The sequence below is a fragment of the Kitasatospora sp. NPDC088346 genome (genome assembly GCF_044740765.1).
Taxonomy (GTDB): Bacteria; Actinomycetota; Actinomycetes; order Streptomycetales; family Streptomycetaceae; genus Kitasatospora.
In genome coordinates this window covers 34441-50437 of the sequence record NZ_JBIURH010000050.1, presented here as the reverse complement: position 1 = coordinate 50437, position 15997 = coordinate 34441, and the positions used below count along the sequence as shown (strand labels likewise).

Genomic DNA, 15997 nt, shown 5'->3' with positions numbered 1-15997 from the left:
CGATTCGCCTTCCGCCGGCCCGACCTGACGGCCTGTCCGACGTTCCGAACTCTAGCCGAGAGCCACTCCGAAAAGCGAATCCGACCGCAATCCATATAAACGCGCACAGCAATTCGCACCGGGACGCGACAGAGCGCGGCCCAGTGGGACGAGAAGTGTGGTTCAAGGGATTGGCTGCCTCGGGACCGTCCGCGCAGAACACGTGTCCGGTGCTCCCAGAGACGGGCAGCTCGAAGAACTTTAGGCATCCACAGCGGGAGAGTCAAGTGGCAGCTGGAAGGCCAGGACCGCGACGTCGTCGTCGTGCTCGGCGGTGACCCCCATGGCCCGCAGCAGGCGGGCGCAGATGACGTCGGGGGTGCCGGCCGCACCGCTCAGGGCGCGGGACAGCAGGTCGATGCCGTTGTCGATGTCCTCCTCCCGGCGCTCGACCAGGCCGTCGGTGTAGAGGACGCCGGTGGTGCCGGGAAGCAGGCGGAGGGTGTGCGAGACGTGGGTGCCGCTGCCGGTGCCCAGGGGCGGGCCGTTCAGCTCCTCGCTCTGCAGGACGGTGCCCTCGGGGCAGCGCAGCAGGAAGGGCAGGTGGCCGGCCGACGCGTAGGTGAGGCTGCTGGTGTCCGGGTCCCAGACGGCGTAGGCGCAGGTCGCGATCTGGTTGGCGTCGATCTCCATGGCGAGGCCGTCGAGCAGGCTCATCACCTCGTGCGGCGGGAGGTCGAGGCGGGCGTAGGCGCGGACGGCGGTGCGCAGCTGTCCCATCACGGCGGCGGCGCGCATGCCGCGGCCCATCACGTCGCCGATCACCATCGCGGTGCGGCCGCCGCCGAGGCCGATGACGTCGTACCAGTCGCCGCCGACCGCCGCGTCGGCTCCGCCGGGCTGGTAGGTGGCGGCGACCCGGAGGTCGGCGGGCTGTTCCAGCTTCTGCGGGAGCAGGCTGCGCTGGAGGGTGACGGCGGCCTGGCGCTGGCGGCGTTCGGCCTCGCGCACCCGCAGGGCGGCCTGGACCTGGTCGGTGACCTCGGCGGCGAAGATCAGGACGCCGACGGGGGTGGCGCCGTCCTCCTGCGCGCCGAGCGGGACGCAGGAGATGTTGTAGTAGCGGTTGCCGCCCAGGCTGAGGATCGCCCGGGACTTCACGCTGCGCGGGCGTCCGCTGCGCAGGACCTGGTCGAGCAGGGGCAGGACGCCGAGGGCCGCGAGCTCCGGGAGCGCCTCGGCGGCCGGCGGTCCGTTGGTGCGGGCCCCGAAGAGCTCCCGGTAGGCGCGGTTGGCGTAGCCGAGCTGGTGCTGGGAACCGTAGGTGACCGCGACGGGGGCGGGCAGCCGGCGCAGGACGTCCCGCAGGTCGTAGAGGTTGTCGAGGGCGCGGGTGTCGAGGAGGCCCGGCGGGACGGCCGGATCCCGCGGGCCGGGGACGGTGACCGGCTCGTCGGCGGGGCTCGGGGGAACGGCACGCCGCGGGGCTCCGGTGAGCCGGGCGCTCCAGCGCATGAGGTTCAAACGTCGGCCGCTTCCTCGGTTCGGGTGCAGGTCTTCACTCGGGGGGCATTCTTCAGATCATCACTTCTTGCGCACGTCCGGGTACAGGTCGTGATGACCCGGTTGGGCAGATCCTTTCAGGCCAGGTCGTGGTTTCGGAAGTCGTACCGTCATCGCGGCGCGTTCACCGTCCCCCTCGCGGGCCGGGGCGGTCGTCGGCGAAGCCCGCCTCGAACTCGGCGCGGGGGTGCTCCACGGACCCCAGCGAGACCACCTCGCGGCGGAAGAGTCCGGCCAGCAGCCAGTCGGTCAGGATCCGCACCCGCCGCTCGGTGCTGGGCATCCGCCGCAGGTGGCGGGCGCGGTGCAGCCACCAGGCGCGGCGGCCGGTGAGGGGGCCGCGCCCGGTGTGGGCGACCGCCCGGCCCACGCCCAGCGAGGTGGAGCAGACCTGGCGCTCCGGCCGGTAGTCGCGCAGCGGCCGGCCGTCGAGGGCGGCCAGGACGTTGGCCGCCAGCAGCTCGGCCTGGGCCAGCGCGTGCTGGGCGTTCGGTGCGCACGGGGAGCCGTCCGCGGCCGGGTCGGGGACGGCGGCGCAGTCACCGGCGGACCAGGCGTCCGGCAGCGGACGGCCGTCGGGCGTCGACACCTGGAGGGTGGGCAGGCACCGGATCCGGCCGTTTCCGACCAGCGGCAGATCGGTCGCGTTCAGCAGCGGCGCCGGGCGGATGCCCGCTGTCCAGACCAGTGTGCGGGCGGCGAACCGGCTGCCGTCGGAGAGGACCATCAGCCGGTCCGCGGCGGATTCCAGGGTCGTCCCCAGCCGGACGTCGATGCTGCGTTCACGCAGCTCGGCGAGGGTGTGAGCGGCCAGTTCTGCGGACTCCTCCGGAAGGATCCGGTCGGTGGCCTCGACCAGCACCCAGCGCAGGTCCTCTGCGTCGAGGTTGTGGTAGCCCTTGGTCGCGTACCTGGCCATGTCCTCGAGCTCGGCGAGCGCCCCGACCCCCGCGTAGCCGGCTCCCACGAAGACGAAGGTGAGGGCGGCCTGGCGGAGTTCGGGGTCGCGGGTGGTGGAGGCGAGGTCGAGCTGCTCCAGCACGTGGTTGCGCAGGCCGACGGCCTCGCCGACGGACGCGAAGCCCAGCCCGTGCTCGGCCAGGCCGGGGACGGGGGCCGTCCGGGAGACCGAGCCGGGGGCCATCACCAGCAGGTCGTAGGGAAGTTCGGTCAGCAGGCCCTGCTCGCCCGGCGGCGCGGCGTCGATCCGCACCCGTCGTCCGGCGTGGTCGACCCGGGTCACCCGGGCGGTGAGCACGCGGCAGCCGGACAGGGTACGGCGCAGCGGGACGACCACGTGCCGGGGGTCGATGGTGCCGGCCGCCACCTCGGCGAGCAGCGGGTGGTAGGTGAGGTAGGGCTGTGGTTCGACCACGGTGATCTCGTCCTCGCCGGACCGCAGCCGGGCGCGGAGCGTCTGCTGGAGCCGGAGTCCGACGGTCAGCCCGGCACATCCGCCACCGATGATCAGGATCCTGATGGGGCACCTCCGGCCGCTGTGATCCGGTTCACGTCCCCATATGACGCCCTGCGGAGGGCCCTCTTGTCCACAGTGCCGACCGGATCGGGTGGGACTGATGTGCCGGAAAGGCGCCAGGTTTCCGGTGGTGGCCGAGTTTCGGCCACTTCTGCCCCGAACTTCCTTGAACTATGGTCGGATTGTGCACTGGACCAACGATTGGTTCGGTCTGCCCGGGACCACCCGGTCCGGCCCCGGACTGCACGGGGCTCGACCGGGGCAGGGCAGTGCGCAGACATCGGGCGGGCGACGCGGGCGTCGGTGCGAGCACCGGGGGGTGCGCAGTCCGCAACAGGTGCCCGGGAGGGGCGCCTGCGGGGGAGGGTTGGGATGACTGATCAGGAACGGATGGCGGGGCGGACGCTGCCGCCGGTCGGCCGGCGCGCGGTGCCCGAGCAGCGTGGCCCCGCCGGGCCCGAGCGGCTCGGGGAGTACACGCCCTCGGCCGAGCCGCACGGCGGGCGCGGGGCCGCGTCCCGGCTGCGGGTGGACGCCCGGCGGAACCTGGAGAGCGTGCTGCGGGCCGCCCGCCAGGTGTTCGGCGAGCTCGGCTACGACGCGCCGATGGAGGAGGTGGCGCGGCGGGCCGGGGTCGGGGTGGGCACGGTCTACCGGCGCTTCCCGAGCAAGGAGGTGCTGGTCCAGCGGATCGCCGCCGAGGAGGTCGGCTGGCTGACCGCGCAGGCCCGGGAGTCGCTGTACGGCGACGCGCGGCCCTGGGACGCGCTGGCGGGCTTCCTGGCCCGGGCCGTCGAGTCCGGGGCCGGGCGGCTGCTGCCGCCGGAGTCCTTCCGGTACGCGGAGGACATCGGCCGGGTGCCCGAGCAGCGCCGGTCGCTGGACGCCGCGTTCGAGGGCCGGTCGGCGGTCGCGCTCGGCGGCGAGTTCGCCGGCGCCCTCGGCGCCGAGCCCGGGGTGCTGCCGGCCGGGGTACTGCCGGCCGGGTCGGCCGCCGAGGAGGCGGCGCCGGACGCCGATCCGCGGCTGCTGCTGCACCTGCTGGCCGCGCTGGTGGCGCGGGCCGGTGCGGCGGGCGAGCTGCGGCCGGGGGTGACGGTCTCGGACGTGGTGCTGGTGCTGACGGCCGCCGTCCCGGCGCACGCGGTGCCGGTCCGGACCGCGGCCGGTCAACCCGACGACGCCCCGGCGGACCGTCTGTTGCAGATCCTGCTGCAGGGCCTGAGAGCGCGCTGAGGCGCAGCGGTCTGCGCCCGAACGGCCCGTCGCCGCACTGCCCGGAAGAGTGGGTGACGCCCGGCCCAACTACCGATGGCCACTGCGCTATGCCATTCTTTGCCCGTGGTTGGAGCCATTGTCCCGTTGCGTGCCGTTCCGCTCGGTGGGCTGCCCCGCACTCGGACCAGGTCCGCACAAGCCCGACTCCGGCCGCCCCGGTTCGGCACACGGGGGATGCGTTGAGCGCTGACGATCAGAACCAGCACGGCTTCGGCCCCGGCGTGCCGGGACAGGTTCCCGACCAGGCCGGGGCGCCCGCAAGGGAGTCGCTGGCCGGCCGGGTGCCGGGCCAGGCCCCGGCCGGCCGGGGCGGTGTCACCCCGGAGGCCTTCGTCACCGGGGTGCCGCCGGCGCGGGCCGTGGTGCCCGCGCCGGCCGACCCGGTGGACGGTGAGCGCCCGCCCTCCGACGCCGAGTTGACCGCCCGGGTGCGGGCCGGGGACGACCTGGCGTACGAGGAGATCTACCGGCGGCACGCCGACTCCGTCCGCCGCTACGCGCGGACCTGCTGCCGCGACAGCTTCACCGCCGAGGACCTCGCCGGCGAGGTGTTCGCCCGGACGCTGCAGGCCCTGAAGGCGGGCAAGGGGCCGGAGTTCGCCGTCCGCGCCTACCTGTTGACGGCCGTCCGCAACGTGGCCGCGGCCTGGACCCGCTCCGAGCGGCGCGAGCAACTGGTCGACGACTTCAGCGCGTTCGCGCAGACCTCGGCCGCGGCCGTGGAGTTCGACCTGGCCGACCCCGGTGCGGACGCCTGGGCGATGGCGTTCGCGGACCAGCGGATGGTGATGCAGGCCTTCGTCGAACTTCCCGAGGACGACCGGCTGGTGCTCTGGCACACCGAGGTCGAGCGGGAGTCGCCGAAGACGGTGGCCGTCCTGATCGGGAAGACCGCCAACGCCACCGCCGTCCAGGCGCACCGGGCGCGGGACCGGCTGGCCGCCGCCTTCCTCCAGGCGCACGTGTCGGGCAGCCAGGAGTCCGGCTGCGCGGCGTACGCCACCCGGCTGGGTTCGTACGCACGCGGGTCGCTGCGCAAGCGGGCCTCGGGCGAGGTGGGCCGGCACATCCAGGAGTGCGGCCGCTGCACGGCGGCGTACCTGGAGCTGTCGGACATCAACCACAGCCTGCGGGCGGTGCTGCCCGGTGGTGTGCTGCTGTGGGTCGGTGGCGGGTACTTCACGGTGGCGGCGGCCGCGGTCGGCGCGGGCGCGGCGATCGGCGGCGCGGTGGCGGCGGGGGCCGCCGCGGGGGCGCAGACGGCCGGGGTCGGTGGCGGCGCGGCCGCCGCCGCGGGCGCGGCGGGGGCCACCGGGTCGTCGTCCGGGTCGTTGGCCGGGGTGGTGGCGGGCGAGGGTCTCGGGGCGGTGGCCAAGGCCGGTATCGCGGCGGGCGTGGCGATGGCCGCCGCGGCGGTGGCGGCCTACGCCCTGGTGACCGGGCCCGATCCGCGGCCGCCGGTCGCGGCCGCGGTGGCCTCCTCCCCCGCGCTGCCGCCGCCGGCCGCGCCGGAGCCCACGCCCGAGCCCGCTCCGACGCCGTCGCCGTCGCCGTCGCCGGAGCCGAGCGCGTCCCCGGTACCGCAGGCGAGCGCCGTCCCGGTGCCCGCGGTGCGGCCGAGGGTGGCGGCGACGCCGTCCCCGGCTCCGCCGCTGCCTTCCGCGTCCTCGCCGTCTCCCGTGCCGGTGCCGCCGGTGGTGACGCCGTCCCCGACGCCGTCCCCAACGGTACCGCCGGTGGAGCCGACGCCGCCCGTCACCCCGCCGCCGCCAGCACCGACCGACTTCTGGGTGGACCAGCTGCCGTTCGGCGGCGTGCGCCGCGACCGGCCGGCCGGGCCGGTGATCCGCAGGGGCGACCCGGTGGTGCAGCGCCCGGCGGTCCGGATGCGCGGGGTGCTGCACCGGCACGCGCTGTCGGTGGGCGTGCCGTCACGGGTGACGGTGGAGCTCAACCGCTCCTGCTCGTCGTTCGAGGCGGTGGCGGGGCTGGACGACCTGGGCGCGGGCGGGAGCTCGGTGGTGTTCAGCGTCGAGGGCGGCGACGGCCGCACGCTGTGGCGCTCGCCGCGGGTCGGCCCGTGGGACCGGCCGGTGCCCGTGCGGGTCGCCCTGGACGGGCAGACCTCGGTCCGGCTGGTCGTCACCCCGGCCCTCGGCAGCTGGTCGCTGGTCAACGTGGCGGACTGGGCCGACGCCCGTTTCACCTGTACGTAGGGCCGGGCACGGGCCCGGTCGCACCTGCCCGTGGGCGCGACCGGGCCGGCGGACGTCGGGTCAGACCGCGCAGGCCCCGTCCGTGCAGGCGCCGTCCCGGTGGCCGGGCTGCTCGGCGGGCGCAGCGGTGTCCTCGGCGGTGTCCGCGGCGACCTGCTCCAGGACCCGCAGGAAGGTGTCGGCCTCCTGCCCGCCCTGGACCGCCCACCTGCCTTCGAAGACGAAGGTGGGCACGGCGCTGATGCCGAGCTCGCGGGCCTCGGCCAGCCGGGCGCGGACCTCGGCCGTGCCCTCCTCGCCCGCCAGGTAGCCGGCGGCCCGGTCGCGGTCCAGACCGGCCGCGACGGCCAGCTCGGTGAGCTCGGCGCGGTCGCCGACGTCGACGCCGTCGCTGAAGTGCGCCTTGAGCAGCAGTTCCTTGAGCCGGGACTGCGCGGCGGCGCCGTACTCCGTCTCGGCGAGGTGCAGCAGCCGGTGGCCGAGGAAGGTGTTGACGTGCAGCGCGGTGTCGAAGTCGAAGGCGACGCCCTCGGCCAGGCCGAGCTCGGTGACCCGGGCGTCCATCGCGACCGACTGCGGGCCGTAGCGCTCGGCGAGCCACGCCCGGTGCGGGCTCGCGCTCGCGGGGGCGTCCGGCACCAGCTGGTACGGCCGGTAGACCACCTCGACGTCGGCCTTCCCCGGGAAGCGGTCCAGCGCCTGCTCGAACCGGCGCTTTCCGAGGTAGCACCAGGGGCAGGCGATGTCGCTGTAGATTTCGACCTTCATCGGGGGACGGGCTCCTGTCGGTGTGGGGCTGAACGGGAAGATGAACGCTCAACCACCTGGTCGCATTCCCCATTCCCCCCGGATCCCCCCCCCCGGAGGTCAGCCCGCCGGCGGCGCCGGGACGACCAGGACCGGGCAGGCCGCGTGGTGCACCGCCGCCGTGCCGACCGAGCCGAGCAGCAGCCGGGTGAAGCCGCCGTTGCCCCGGGTGCCCAGCACCACGGTGTGCTGCCCGGCGGTGCAGGCCAGCACCACCTCCACCACGTTGCCGAGCACCACGTGCAGCGACAGCTCACCGCCGTACGGGCGCTCGCGCGCGGACTGGACGGTGCCGACGGCCCGGCGCAGCCCGTCCGCCATGCTCTCGGTCAGCCGCTCGACGCTCTCGTGCACCAGGTCCTCCATCCCCGGCGGGTAGCCGGTCGGGGACGGGTTGACCACCGCGAGGACGTACAGCGGCAGCCGGAACAGCTCCGCCTCGGTCATCGCCCGGTCGAGGGCCCAGAGCGAGCCGTCCGAGCCGTCGCAGGCGGCCAGGATGCCCGGGCGTCCGGGCGCGGGCGGCTCGCCGAGCACGGGGAACGGTTCACGCACGGCGGCCTCCCGGGTGACGGACCATCAGGCCAGGATCACCGATCGGTCCGGCCCGCGGCCGCAGGACGCGCCCGGATCAGGCCGGGCTGGCCAGCGCGCGCCGCTCGGCCGGCGGCAGACCGGTCCAGCAGGAGCCGTGCCGGCGCGCGGCCACCCGGCGCAGCCACAGTTCGGCTGCGATGAGGTCGGCCAGGCCGGCCAGGGTGCCCGGCGGCAGGTCGGCGTCGGGCGCGGCGGCCCGGCCCAGCGACTCCCGGACGGCGGCCGGGTCGATCAGGCCGGCCTCGCCGAGCAGGGGCCGCTCGAAGAGCTCGGCCAGGCCGTCGGCGGCCAGCCGCAGGCCCCGCCGGGCCGGGGCGGCCCGGTCGGGGCGGGGGCCGCGGCCCCAGTCCGCGGGCAGGTCGGTGCGGCCGGCACCGGTCAGGACGGCGTGCAGCAGTGCGTGCCGGGCACCGGGTTGCAGCCGGACCTCGTCGGGCAGCAGCCGGGCGGCCCGGACCACCTGGTTGTCCAGGAACGGCGCGTGCAGGCGCTGACCGTGCTGCTCCGCGGCCTGGACCAGGGTGCGGTAGCCGGCGGCGTGCCGGTGCAGCGCGAGCCTGGCCCGGCGGGCGCCCGGGAGCTCGGTGGGGGCGCCGCCGCGGGCGGCGATCCGCAGCCGCTGGGCGACCGAGGCGAGCGCGTGGTCGGAGAGCCAGCGGGCGGCCGGGCCGGGCACCGCCCAGGCCAGGGCGGCGGCCGAGCCGGCGCCCGCGGTCGGGCCCGGTTCGGGGACCTGCCGCAGGGTCAGCGAGACGGCCAGGTCGTCCAGGGCGTCGGCGTAGCCGGCCCGGGCCAGCCGGTGGGCCGCCCGCAGCACCGTGACCGGCGTCCGGACGGCCCCGGTGAGCGCGCCGGCGGTGGCCCGGTCCGCGCCGGCGAGGGCGGCGACCGGGGCGAGCAGCTCGCGGGGGCGGCCGAGCCGGATCAGGTCCGCGAGGCGGGCGGGGTGGCCGTCCAGCACGTGCCGGGCGCCGTAGCCGGTCAGGTGGTCCGTCCCGCCGGCGCGGAAGCGGCTGCCGACGGCGCCGGCGGCGAGCAGCGCCGGGCCGGGTTCGTCGGTGAGCGGCCCGGCCGGGGCCTCGGCCGGCGGTTCGGCCAGCTCGGCGTACGGGAGGGCCGGGGGCAGCACGACGTGCCGGAGCCTCGGGGCGTCGACGGCGAGGGCGGGCCGCTCGCTCTCGCCGAGGGTGACGGCGGCGAGGGTCTCCGGGGCGGCCGTGCCGTCCTGCGGGGCCGGTCCGCGGGCCCAGGAGCCCTTCACGGCGCCGGACCTGACCGCCGCGGCCGCCGCACGGGGCGCGGCGGCCGCGGCGGCGGGCCCGATCGGCACCGCGGCGGCGAGCAGGGCGACGGTGGCCGAGGCGGTGCCGTACGAGAGGTCGACGCCGAGCCTGGGCCGCTCCGGAGGGCTGCCCGGCCCGGCCGGGGCGGCCGTCCGCACCCGGCAGCGGACGGCCTCCAGCAGGGCCCGGGTGAGCTCACGGACGGCGGGCGCCTCGTCCCGCGTCCAGCGGCCGCCGCCGGTCTCCGGCTCGTACCCGGCGGTGTACGGGCGGCCGCTGCGGATGCCGAGGGTGTGCCCGGCCGGCACCCGGTGGACGCCCGCGTACGGCGTGCCGGTGCCCAGCACCTCGGCGGCCTCGGGGACGGCCAGCACGGCGGCGAGGTGCTCCGGGTCGAGCGGGGCGGCGACCAGGTCGGCGAGCGGCAGGGCGGCGGTGGCGTACGCGGTGCCGCCGCACCAGGGGGTGTGGAAGACCTGTTGCAGGCCGGCCAGGTCGGTGAGCAGGACGGTGCTGCGCACGCCCGCGCGCAGCACCACGGTGTAGCTGCCGGGCCAGCTGGTGAGGTGGCGGACGGCCCCGCCGCGGGCGGCGGCGAGACCGGCGGCGATCTCGGCGTCGGAGGCGCCGCAGTGGCCGACCACGGCGAGCCGCAGGGTGGCCGGGGAGTCCGGGTCGGCGGGGTCCTCCGGCTGCGGTCCGGTCCGGACGGTGGCCGGGGCGCCCGGGCGCAGGGTGGCCAGGCGGATCTCGTCCGGACGCCAGTCGCCCACCGCCCAGAGCGGGTTGGGGCCGGTCCAGAGCGCGGTGCCGGCGAGTGGTCGCACCTCGGCCAGGGCCGGGTTCCCGGTGCCGGGGGAACCACTCCAGCCGGTGAGCCACCGCATCGCGCCTCCGCCTGCCGAGGGGATCGGGCGCGTGCGTGGTGCGGGTCGACGCGCCGTCAGGAGACATCGTGCCACCGGACGGGCCGGCGGTGACCCGTGTTGCGGAGGTGATTTCGGCGGGGTAGGGGCGTGAGCGCCACGGCCGGGACGCCGCGGGCGGTCCGGACCTCCCCCTCCGTGGCCCGGGCCGCCCCTGCGCGGCACGGGAAGGGCCGCCCGGCGGCCCGTGGCATGGACATCGCCGGATGGCCGAAAGGCGCCGCACAGCCCGGGAGGGCATCCGCATGCCCTCCCGGACCCACCACTGCCCGCGGGGACGTAGGCAGCGGTTTCCCCCGGCCCGCCGGGTCCTCGGCGACGGGCCGCTTCCACGGCCTCCAGCGAATCGCCGACCTGCCCCTGTGAGCCAGGGAGCACGAGTGGCGCACATCGGCACACGACCGGAGCACGACCCTCCGCACTCGACCCGCCGGGGCGCACGGGCCCCTCCCACCGCCGGCTCCCCACCGGTCGCGCGGGCGCGCGATCCCGCCATCCGGAATGCAGCCTCTTAACCCTCGGAACCCGGACGACTACGCTAGGTGCAGCAGTACGGGAGCGGACACCCGCACAACGGGCCGACGCCGCGCTGCCGCTCGCCCGCCATCCGCGCACGACGTCGCCCGGGGGTGCCACCGCCACCATGACCGTCAGCTCACGAGGGCCGAACGAACGGCTCGGTGCACTCCTGTCGCTCGCCCAGATCAGCAACGCCGGCCTCGCCCGCCGGGTCAACGACCTGGGCGCACAACGCGGACTGACACTCCGCTACGACAAGACCTCGGTGGCCCGGTGGGTGACCAAGGGCATGGTGCCGCAGCGCCCGGTGCCCCACCTGATCGCCACCGCCCTGGGCAACAAGCTGGGCCGGCCGGTGCCGCTGGAGGAGATCGGCCTGGCCGACTCGCACCCGACCCCGGAGCTGGGCCTGGAGTTCCCCCGCGAGGTGCCGGAGGCCGTGCGCTCGGCGACCGAGCTGTGGCGGGTCGACCTGGACCTGCGGCGCGGCCCGGGCGGCGGGCGCTGGAGCGACAGCCTGGCCGGGACGTTCTCGGTGTCGGCGTACGCCACCCCGGTCTCCCGCTGGCTGATCACCCCGGCGGACGGCTCGGTGGCCCGCGAGACGCCCGTACCGGACCTCTCCGGCTACCGGGTCGGGCACGCGGACGCGGCCAAGCTCCGGGAGGCGGCCCAGGAGGCCCGCCGCTGGGACTCCAAGTACGGTGGCGGGGACTGGCGTTCGTCCATGGTCCCGGAGTGCCTGCGGGTGGAGGCGGCCCCGCTGCTGCTGGCCTCCTACAGCGACGCGGTCGGCCGGGCACTGTTCGGCGCGACGGCCGAACTCACCCGGCTGGCCGGGTGGATGGCCTTCGACACCGGCCAGCACGAGGCCGCCCAGCGCTACTACATCCAGGCCCTGCGACTGGCCAGGGCCGCCGGTGACGTACCGCTGGGCGGGTACGTGCTGGCCTCGATGAGCCTCCAGGCGGCCTACCGCAACTTCCCCGACGAGGCGATCGACCTGGCGCAGGCCGCGCTGGAACGCAACCGGGGCCTGGCGACCGCGCGGACGATGAGCTTCTTCCACCTGGTCGAGGCCCGGGCGCACGCGAGAGCGGGCTCGGCGGCGGCCTGCTCCGCGGCGCTGGCGGCCGCCGAGATCGCCCTCGACCGATCCCGGCCCGGGGACCCGGACCCGACCTGGATCGACTTCTACGCCTACGACCGGCTGGCCGCCGACGCGGCGGAGTGCTTCCGCGACCTCGGGGTCCCCGCCAAGGTGCGGCACTTCACCCGGGAGGCGCTCGCCCGGCCGACCGAGGGGTACGTCCGCTCCCACGGGCTGCGGCTGTTCGTCTCCGCGATGGCCGAGGCCGAGGCGGGCGACCTGGAGGCCGCAGTCGCCGCCGGCGAGCGGGCCGTGGAGGTGGCCGGCCGGATCTCCTCGCACCGCAGCCGCGAGTACGTGCTGGAGATGCTGCGCCTGCTGGAGCCGTACCAGGACGAGCGCCGGGTACGGGAGCTGGCGGAGCGGGCCCGGCTGGTGCTGACCGCCTCGGGGTGATCCCGGCGCCGGAATGTCCCGGCCGGAAACCCCCACCCCCGGCTCCCCGCCGTGAAAGCATCGCTGCGGGGAGCCTGCGGAAGGGACTGCGGTGGGATACGACGTCGATGTGCTGGTGGTGGGCGGCGGGATCGTCGGGCTGTCCACGGCGTACGCGCTGACCCGGGCCAGGCCCGGACTGACGGTGGCGCTGCTGGAGAAGGAGCCGGACTTCGCCGCCCACCAGACCGGCCGCAACAGCGGCGTGATCCACAGCGGGGTCTACTACCGCCCCGGCTCGCTCAAGGCCCGGTACGCGACCGGCGGCGCCGCCGAGATGGTCGAGTTCTGCCGCGAGCACGGCATCCCGCACCGGGTGACCGGCAAGCTGATCGTCGCCACCGACGCCGCCGAACTGCCCCGGCTCGCCGCCCTGGCCGAGCGCGGCCGGGAGAACGGCATCCCGGTCACCGAACTCGGACCGGACGGCATCCGCGAGCACGAGCCCGAGGTCACCGGCACCGCCGGCCTGCACATCGGCACCACCGGCATCTGCGACTTCCCCGCCGTGGCCCGCAGCTACGCCCGCCTCGCCGAGGAGAAGGGCGCCGAACTGCGCACCGGCACCGAACTGCGCGCGGTGGCCCGCCGCCCCGACGGGGTGACCGTGCAGACCTCCACCGGCGAACTGCGCTGCGGCGTCCTGGTGAACTGCGCCGGCCTGCACAGCGACCGGATCGCCCGGCTCGCCGGCGACGACCCCGGGGTGCGCATCGTCCCGTTCCGCGGCGAGTACTACGAACTGACCGAAGCCCGCCGGGCACTGGTCCGCGGCCTGGTCTACCCGGTGCCCGACCCGGCCTTCCCGTTCCTCGGCGTCCACCTCACCCGGGGCGTCCACGGCGACGTCCACGTCGGCCCCAACGCCGTCCCCGCGCTGGCCCGCGAGGGGTACGACTGGCGCACCCTCAAGGTCCGCGACCTGGCCGAGACCGCCGCCTTCCCCGGCACCTGGCAGATCGCCCGGCGCCACTGGCGCTACGAGATCGGCGAGCTGCACCGCTCGCTGTCCAAGCGCGCCTTCACCACCGCCGTGCAGCGGCTGCTGCCCGCCGTCACCGCCGCCGACCTGGTCCCGGCCACCGCGGGCGTCCGGGCCCAGGCCGTGGCCCGGGACGGCTCGCTGCTGGACGACTTCGCGTTCGCCGGCTTCGACCCCGCCGACCCCGCCTCCGCCCGCCGCACGGTGCACGTCCTCAACGCCCCCTCCCCCGCCGCCACCGCCTCGCCGGCGATCGGCCGCGAGGTGGCCCGCCGGGCGCTGGCCGCCCTGGAGGCCGGCGGCTGACCGCACGCGGGCCCGCCGCGGGCCCGGACCGGCGGAGGTGAGGAATGCGTCACGCGCCGCCCCGGCCCCGCGCGAGCCCCCTTAGACTTGGCCGATTGTGACTGCCACCGCCTCCCCCCAGCTGACCGAGACCGCCGAGCCCGCGACCGCCGAGCCCGCGACCGAGCTGCGCCCCTCGGCCCGGCTCTCCGCCGCCCCCGCGGGCTACCCGGCGCCGATGTACCCGCACAAGGCCACCGAGGAGCAGCACCGCGAGCACCGCATCCGCAGCTTCCAGCCGCGCCGCGGGCGGATGACCAAGGCCCAGGCCGGTGCGCTGGACCGCGGCTGGGAGCAGTACGGCCTGGCGATCGACGGCACCCCGCTGGACCTCGCCGAGCTGTTCGAGGGCCGCCCGGTCACCCTGGAGATCGGCTTCGGCATGGGTGACACCACCGCCGCCATGGCCGCCGCCGACCCGTCCACCGGCATCCTCGCCGCCGACGTGCACACCCCCGGCCACGGCAACCTGCTGCAGTTCCTGGAGCGCGACGACTCCCGCAACGTCCGGCTGGCCGCCGGCGACGCCGTCATCCTGCTCCGCGACATGCTGCCCGACGCCTCGCTGGCCGGCCTGCGGGTCTACTTCCCCGACCCGTGGCCCAAGCCCAAGCACCACAAGCGGCGCCTGATCCAGGAGTCCTTCCTGGAGCTGGTCCTGCCGCGGCTGGCACCCGGCGCGCTGGTGCACTGCGCCACCGACTGGGAGGAGTACGCCGAGCAGATGCTCCGCGTGCTCACCGCCTCGCCCGAGCTGGAGAACCTGCACCCCGAGGGCGACGGCACCGGCTGGCTGGAGCCCGCCGAGCACCCGGCCGGCAGCATCCCCGGCTACGCGCCGCGCCCGGACTGGCGGCCGATGACCAAGTTCGAGCGGGCCGGACTCGCCAAGGGACACGTGGTGCACGACCTGCTGTTCCGCCGCCGCTGAGCCCGCCGGGACCGCCGGTGGGCCCAGGTCTGCGCCCGGCGGTGGGCCCGGACGGACCGGCCCCGGCGGCCACGCGGGCCACACGCATCACACCCGCACACCGTTACCACAGGTAGGCGGATTGGCGTGGCTTGTCCCGCACTCTCCCGTTCGGCCGACGAGGTCCCCTACGCTTTTCGGCGTGAGCTGCCCGCCCGGGGCGAGCGCACCCGCAACGGTCCCCCCGTCCGCTGCGGGCGCCACCGCCGCCGCCGACCGGCCCACGCACACCACCGGCACCCGGCGGATCCCGGGGCCGCGGGTGCGGCGGGCCACCGTAGCGCTGCCCCCGCAGGCCGGACGGCTGCTGCACCGCCTGACCTCGCTGCGCCGTCCGGCGCTCTCCTCGGCCCTCGCCGCCGGCGCGCTGGCCGGCTCCGGCGTGCTGATCCTGCACCTCGTCCAGCGGCAGACCGGCACCACCGGGCTGCTGGTCGGCCTCGCCCTGGCGATACTGCCGCTGCCCTTCGTGCTCGGCTCCCTGGCCTGGCTCAACCGCACCGCCCGGGTCCCGATGCGGCACATCCTGTTCTGCCTCGCCTGGGGGGCCTGCGCGGCCACCACCGTCGCCATCATGGCCAACGGCTGGGCCAGCGACTTCCTCATCGCCCACCAGGGCACGGCCCGCGGCGAGACGCTCGTCGCCGAGTTCGTCACCCCGCTGATCGAGGAGAGCGCCAAGGCCGCCGCCCTGCTGCTGCTCCTGCTGCCCTTCCACCGCAGGCTGCGCTGCCGTACGGAGCGCACCTGCGCGCTGCTCACCCGCCAGCTGTCCGCGATCCGCCCGGACGGCTCACCGCCGCCCCCGGTGCCCCCCGCGCCGCCCCGGCCGGCCCGGGCCCGGTTGCGCCCGCTCCCGTACTTCCGCCCGGCCCCGCCCGGGCGACGGGCCCGCTCCAGCCCGCGCACGCTGGCCGCCGGCACCGTGCTCGGCTCGATCACCGCCTGCGGCTTCGCCTTCACCGAGAACGCCCTGTACCTGGGGCGGGCCTTCACCGACGACCAGCAGGCCCGGCTGGACTCGATCGGTCTCGGCGAGCCCCCGAGCCTGCGGGACTTCGACGGCACCGTGCACACCTTCGTCCTGCGCGGGATGCTCTCGCCGTTCGCCCACCCGCTGTTCACCGCGCTCACCGGCCTCGGCATCGCGATCGCCCTGACCACCGCCCGCCGCTGGCCGGCCCGGCTGGCCGCACCGGGCGGGCTGCTGCTGGCGATCACCCTGCACGGCAGCTGGAACGCGGCGGCCGGGCTCGGCACCGACGGCTTCCTGCTGGTCTACGCCCTGGTGATGGTGCCCTGCTTCGCCGCCCTGGTCTGCTTCGCGGTCTGGGCCAGGACCAGAGCCTCCCGGCAGCCGGTCCGCACCGCGGCGGCGCCCAGGCGGGAATCCGATTTCCCTTCCGCATGACGGTCCCGTACTGTGGGGTTCACCGACGCGGGGTGGAGCAGCTCGGTAGCTCGCTGGGC

The 15997-nt window shown here is 76.3% G+C and carries 10 protein-coding genes and 1 pseudogene; 6 read left to right on the top strand and 5 right to left on the bottom strand.

Annotated features, from left to right (window positions below; translation table 11 throughout):
• Positions 1 to 267: 267 nt before the first annotated feature.
• Together ACIOFR_RS35550 and ACIOFR_RS35545 are read right to left on the bottom strand one after the other, a co-directional pair.
• Positions 268 to 1503, bottom strand: a pseudogene (locus ACIOFR_RS35550) (PP2C family protein-serine/threonine phosphatase); the annotation flags it as partial.
• 163 nt (positions 1504 to 1666) lie between these two features.
• Positions 1667 to 3022, bottom strand: coding sequence for an NAD(P)/FAD-dependent oxidoreductase (locus ACIOFR_RS35545; protein ID WP_401003886.1), 1356 nt, complete (start codon positions 3020 to 3022; stop codon positions 1667 to 1669).
• A gap of 369 nt (positions 3023 to 3391) precedes the next feature.
• Here ACIOFR_RS35545 and ACIOFR_RS35540 point away from each other — a divergent pair, with 369 nt between their 5' ends.
• Positions 3392 to 4255 (top strand): TetR/AcrR family transcriptional regulator, encoded by an 864-nt coding sequence (locus tag ACIOFR_RS35540; RefSeq protein WP_401003882.1) that lies wholly within the window; start codon positions 3392 to 3394, stop codon positions 4253 to 4255.
• 221 nt (positions 4256 to 4476) lie between these two features.
• Positions 4477 to 6513: a sigma-70 family RNA polymerase sigma factor gene (locus ACIOFR_RS35535; RefSeq protein WP_401003880.1), complete on the top strand. Its 2037-nt coding sequence runs from the start codon at positions 4477 to 4479 to the stop codon at positions 6511 to 6513.
• Positions 6514 to 6573: 60 nt separating this feature from the next.
• On the opposite strand, the gene ACIOFR_RS35530 is transcribed toward ACIOFR_RS35535, so the two are convergent.
• The 3 genes from ACIOFR_RS35530 to ACIOFR_RS35520 form a co-directional block, all read right to left on the bottom strand.
• Positions 6574 to 7281: a DsbA family oxidoreductase gene (locus ACIOFR_RS35530; RefSeq protein ID WP_401003879.1), complete on the bottom strand. Its 708-nt coding sequence runs from the start codon at positions 7279 to 7281 to the stop codon at positions 6574 to 6576.
• A 99-nt stretch (positions 7282 to 7380) separates the two neighbouring features.
• Positions 7381 to 7875, bottom strand: a complete 495-nt coding sequence (locus ACIOFR_RS35525) for a universal stress protein (protein ID WP_401003878.1) — start codon at positions 7873 to 7875, stop codon at positions 7381 to 7383.
• Positions 7876 to 7951: 76 nt separating this feature from the next.
• The gene (locus tag ACIOFR_RS35520) at positions 7952 to 10087 is read right to left on the bottom strand and encodes an asparagine synthase-related protein (protein ID WP_401003876.1); all 2136 of its coding nucleotides are present in this window, start codon (positions 10085 to 10087) and stop codon (positions 7952 to 7954) included.
• Between the two features lie 682 nt (positions 10088 to 10769).
• Between ACIOFR_RS35520 and ACIOFR_RS35515 the strand changes: the two genes are divergently transcribed.
• The 4 genes from ACIOFR_RS35515 (at position 10770) to ACIOFR_RS35500 (ending at position 15938) form a co-directional block, all read left to right on the top strand.
• Positions 10770 to 12191 carry an MFS transporter gene (locus ACIOFR_RS35515; protein ID WP_401003874.1) on the top strand — a complete coding sequence of 474 codons (1422 nt, stop codon included), beginning with the start codon at positions 10770 to 10772 and terminating at the stop codon, positions 12189 to 12191.
• 91 nt (positions 12192 to 12282) lie between these two features.
• Positions 12283 to 13518 (top strand): L-2-hydroxyglutarate oxidase, encoded by a 1236-nt coding sequence (lhgO, locus tag ACIOFR_RS35510; protein ID WP_401003872.1) that lies wholly within the window; start codon positions 12283 to 12285, stop codon positions 13516 to 13518.
• A 97-nt stretch (positions 13519 to 13615) separates the two neighbouring features.
• Positions 13616 to 14488, top strand: a complete 873-nt coding sequence (trmB, locus tag ACIOFR_RS35505) for a tRNA (guanosine(46)-N7)-methyltransferase TrmB (RefSeq protein WP_401003870.1) — start codon at positions 13616 to 13618, stop codon at positions 14486 to 14488.
• 181 nt (positions 14489 to 14669) lie between these two features.
• Positions 14670 to 15938: a PrsW family intramembrane metalloprotease gene (locus ACIOFR_RS35500; RefSeq protein ID WP_401003868.1), complete on the top strand. Its 1269-nt coding sequence runs from the start codon at positions 14670 to 14672 to the stop codon at positions 15936 to 15938.
• The last annotated feature ends 59 nt before the right edge of the window (positions 15939 to 15997 follow it).

Excerpts from the sequence above, each read along its gene's own strand:
- ACIOFR_RS35540 (WP_401003882.1), top strand. The coding sequence starts at position 3,392 with ATGACTGATCAGGAACGGATGGCGGGGCGGACGCTGCCGCCGGTCGGC.
- ACIOFR_RS35530 (WP_401003879.1), bottom strand. The coding sequence starts at position 7,281 with ATGAAGGTCGAAATCTACAGCGACATCGCCTGCCCCTGGTGCTACCTC.
- ACIOFR_RS35520 (WP_401003876.1), bottom strand. The coding sequence starts at position 10,087 with ATGCGGTGGCTCACCGGCTGGAGTGGTTCCCCCGGCACCGGGAACCCG.
- ACIOFR_RS35515 (WP_401003874.1), top strand. The coding sequence starts at position 10,770 with ATGACCGTCAGCTCACGAGGGCCGAACGAACGGCTCGGTGCACTCCTG.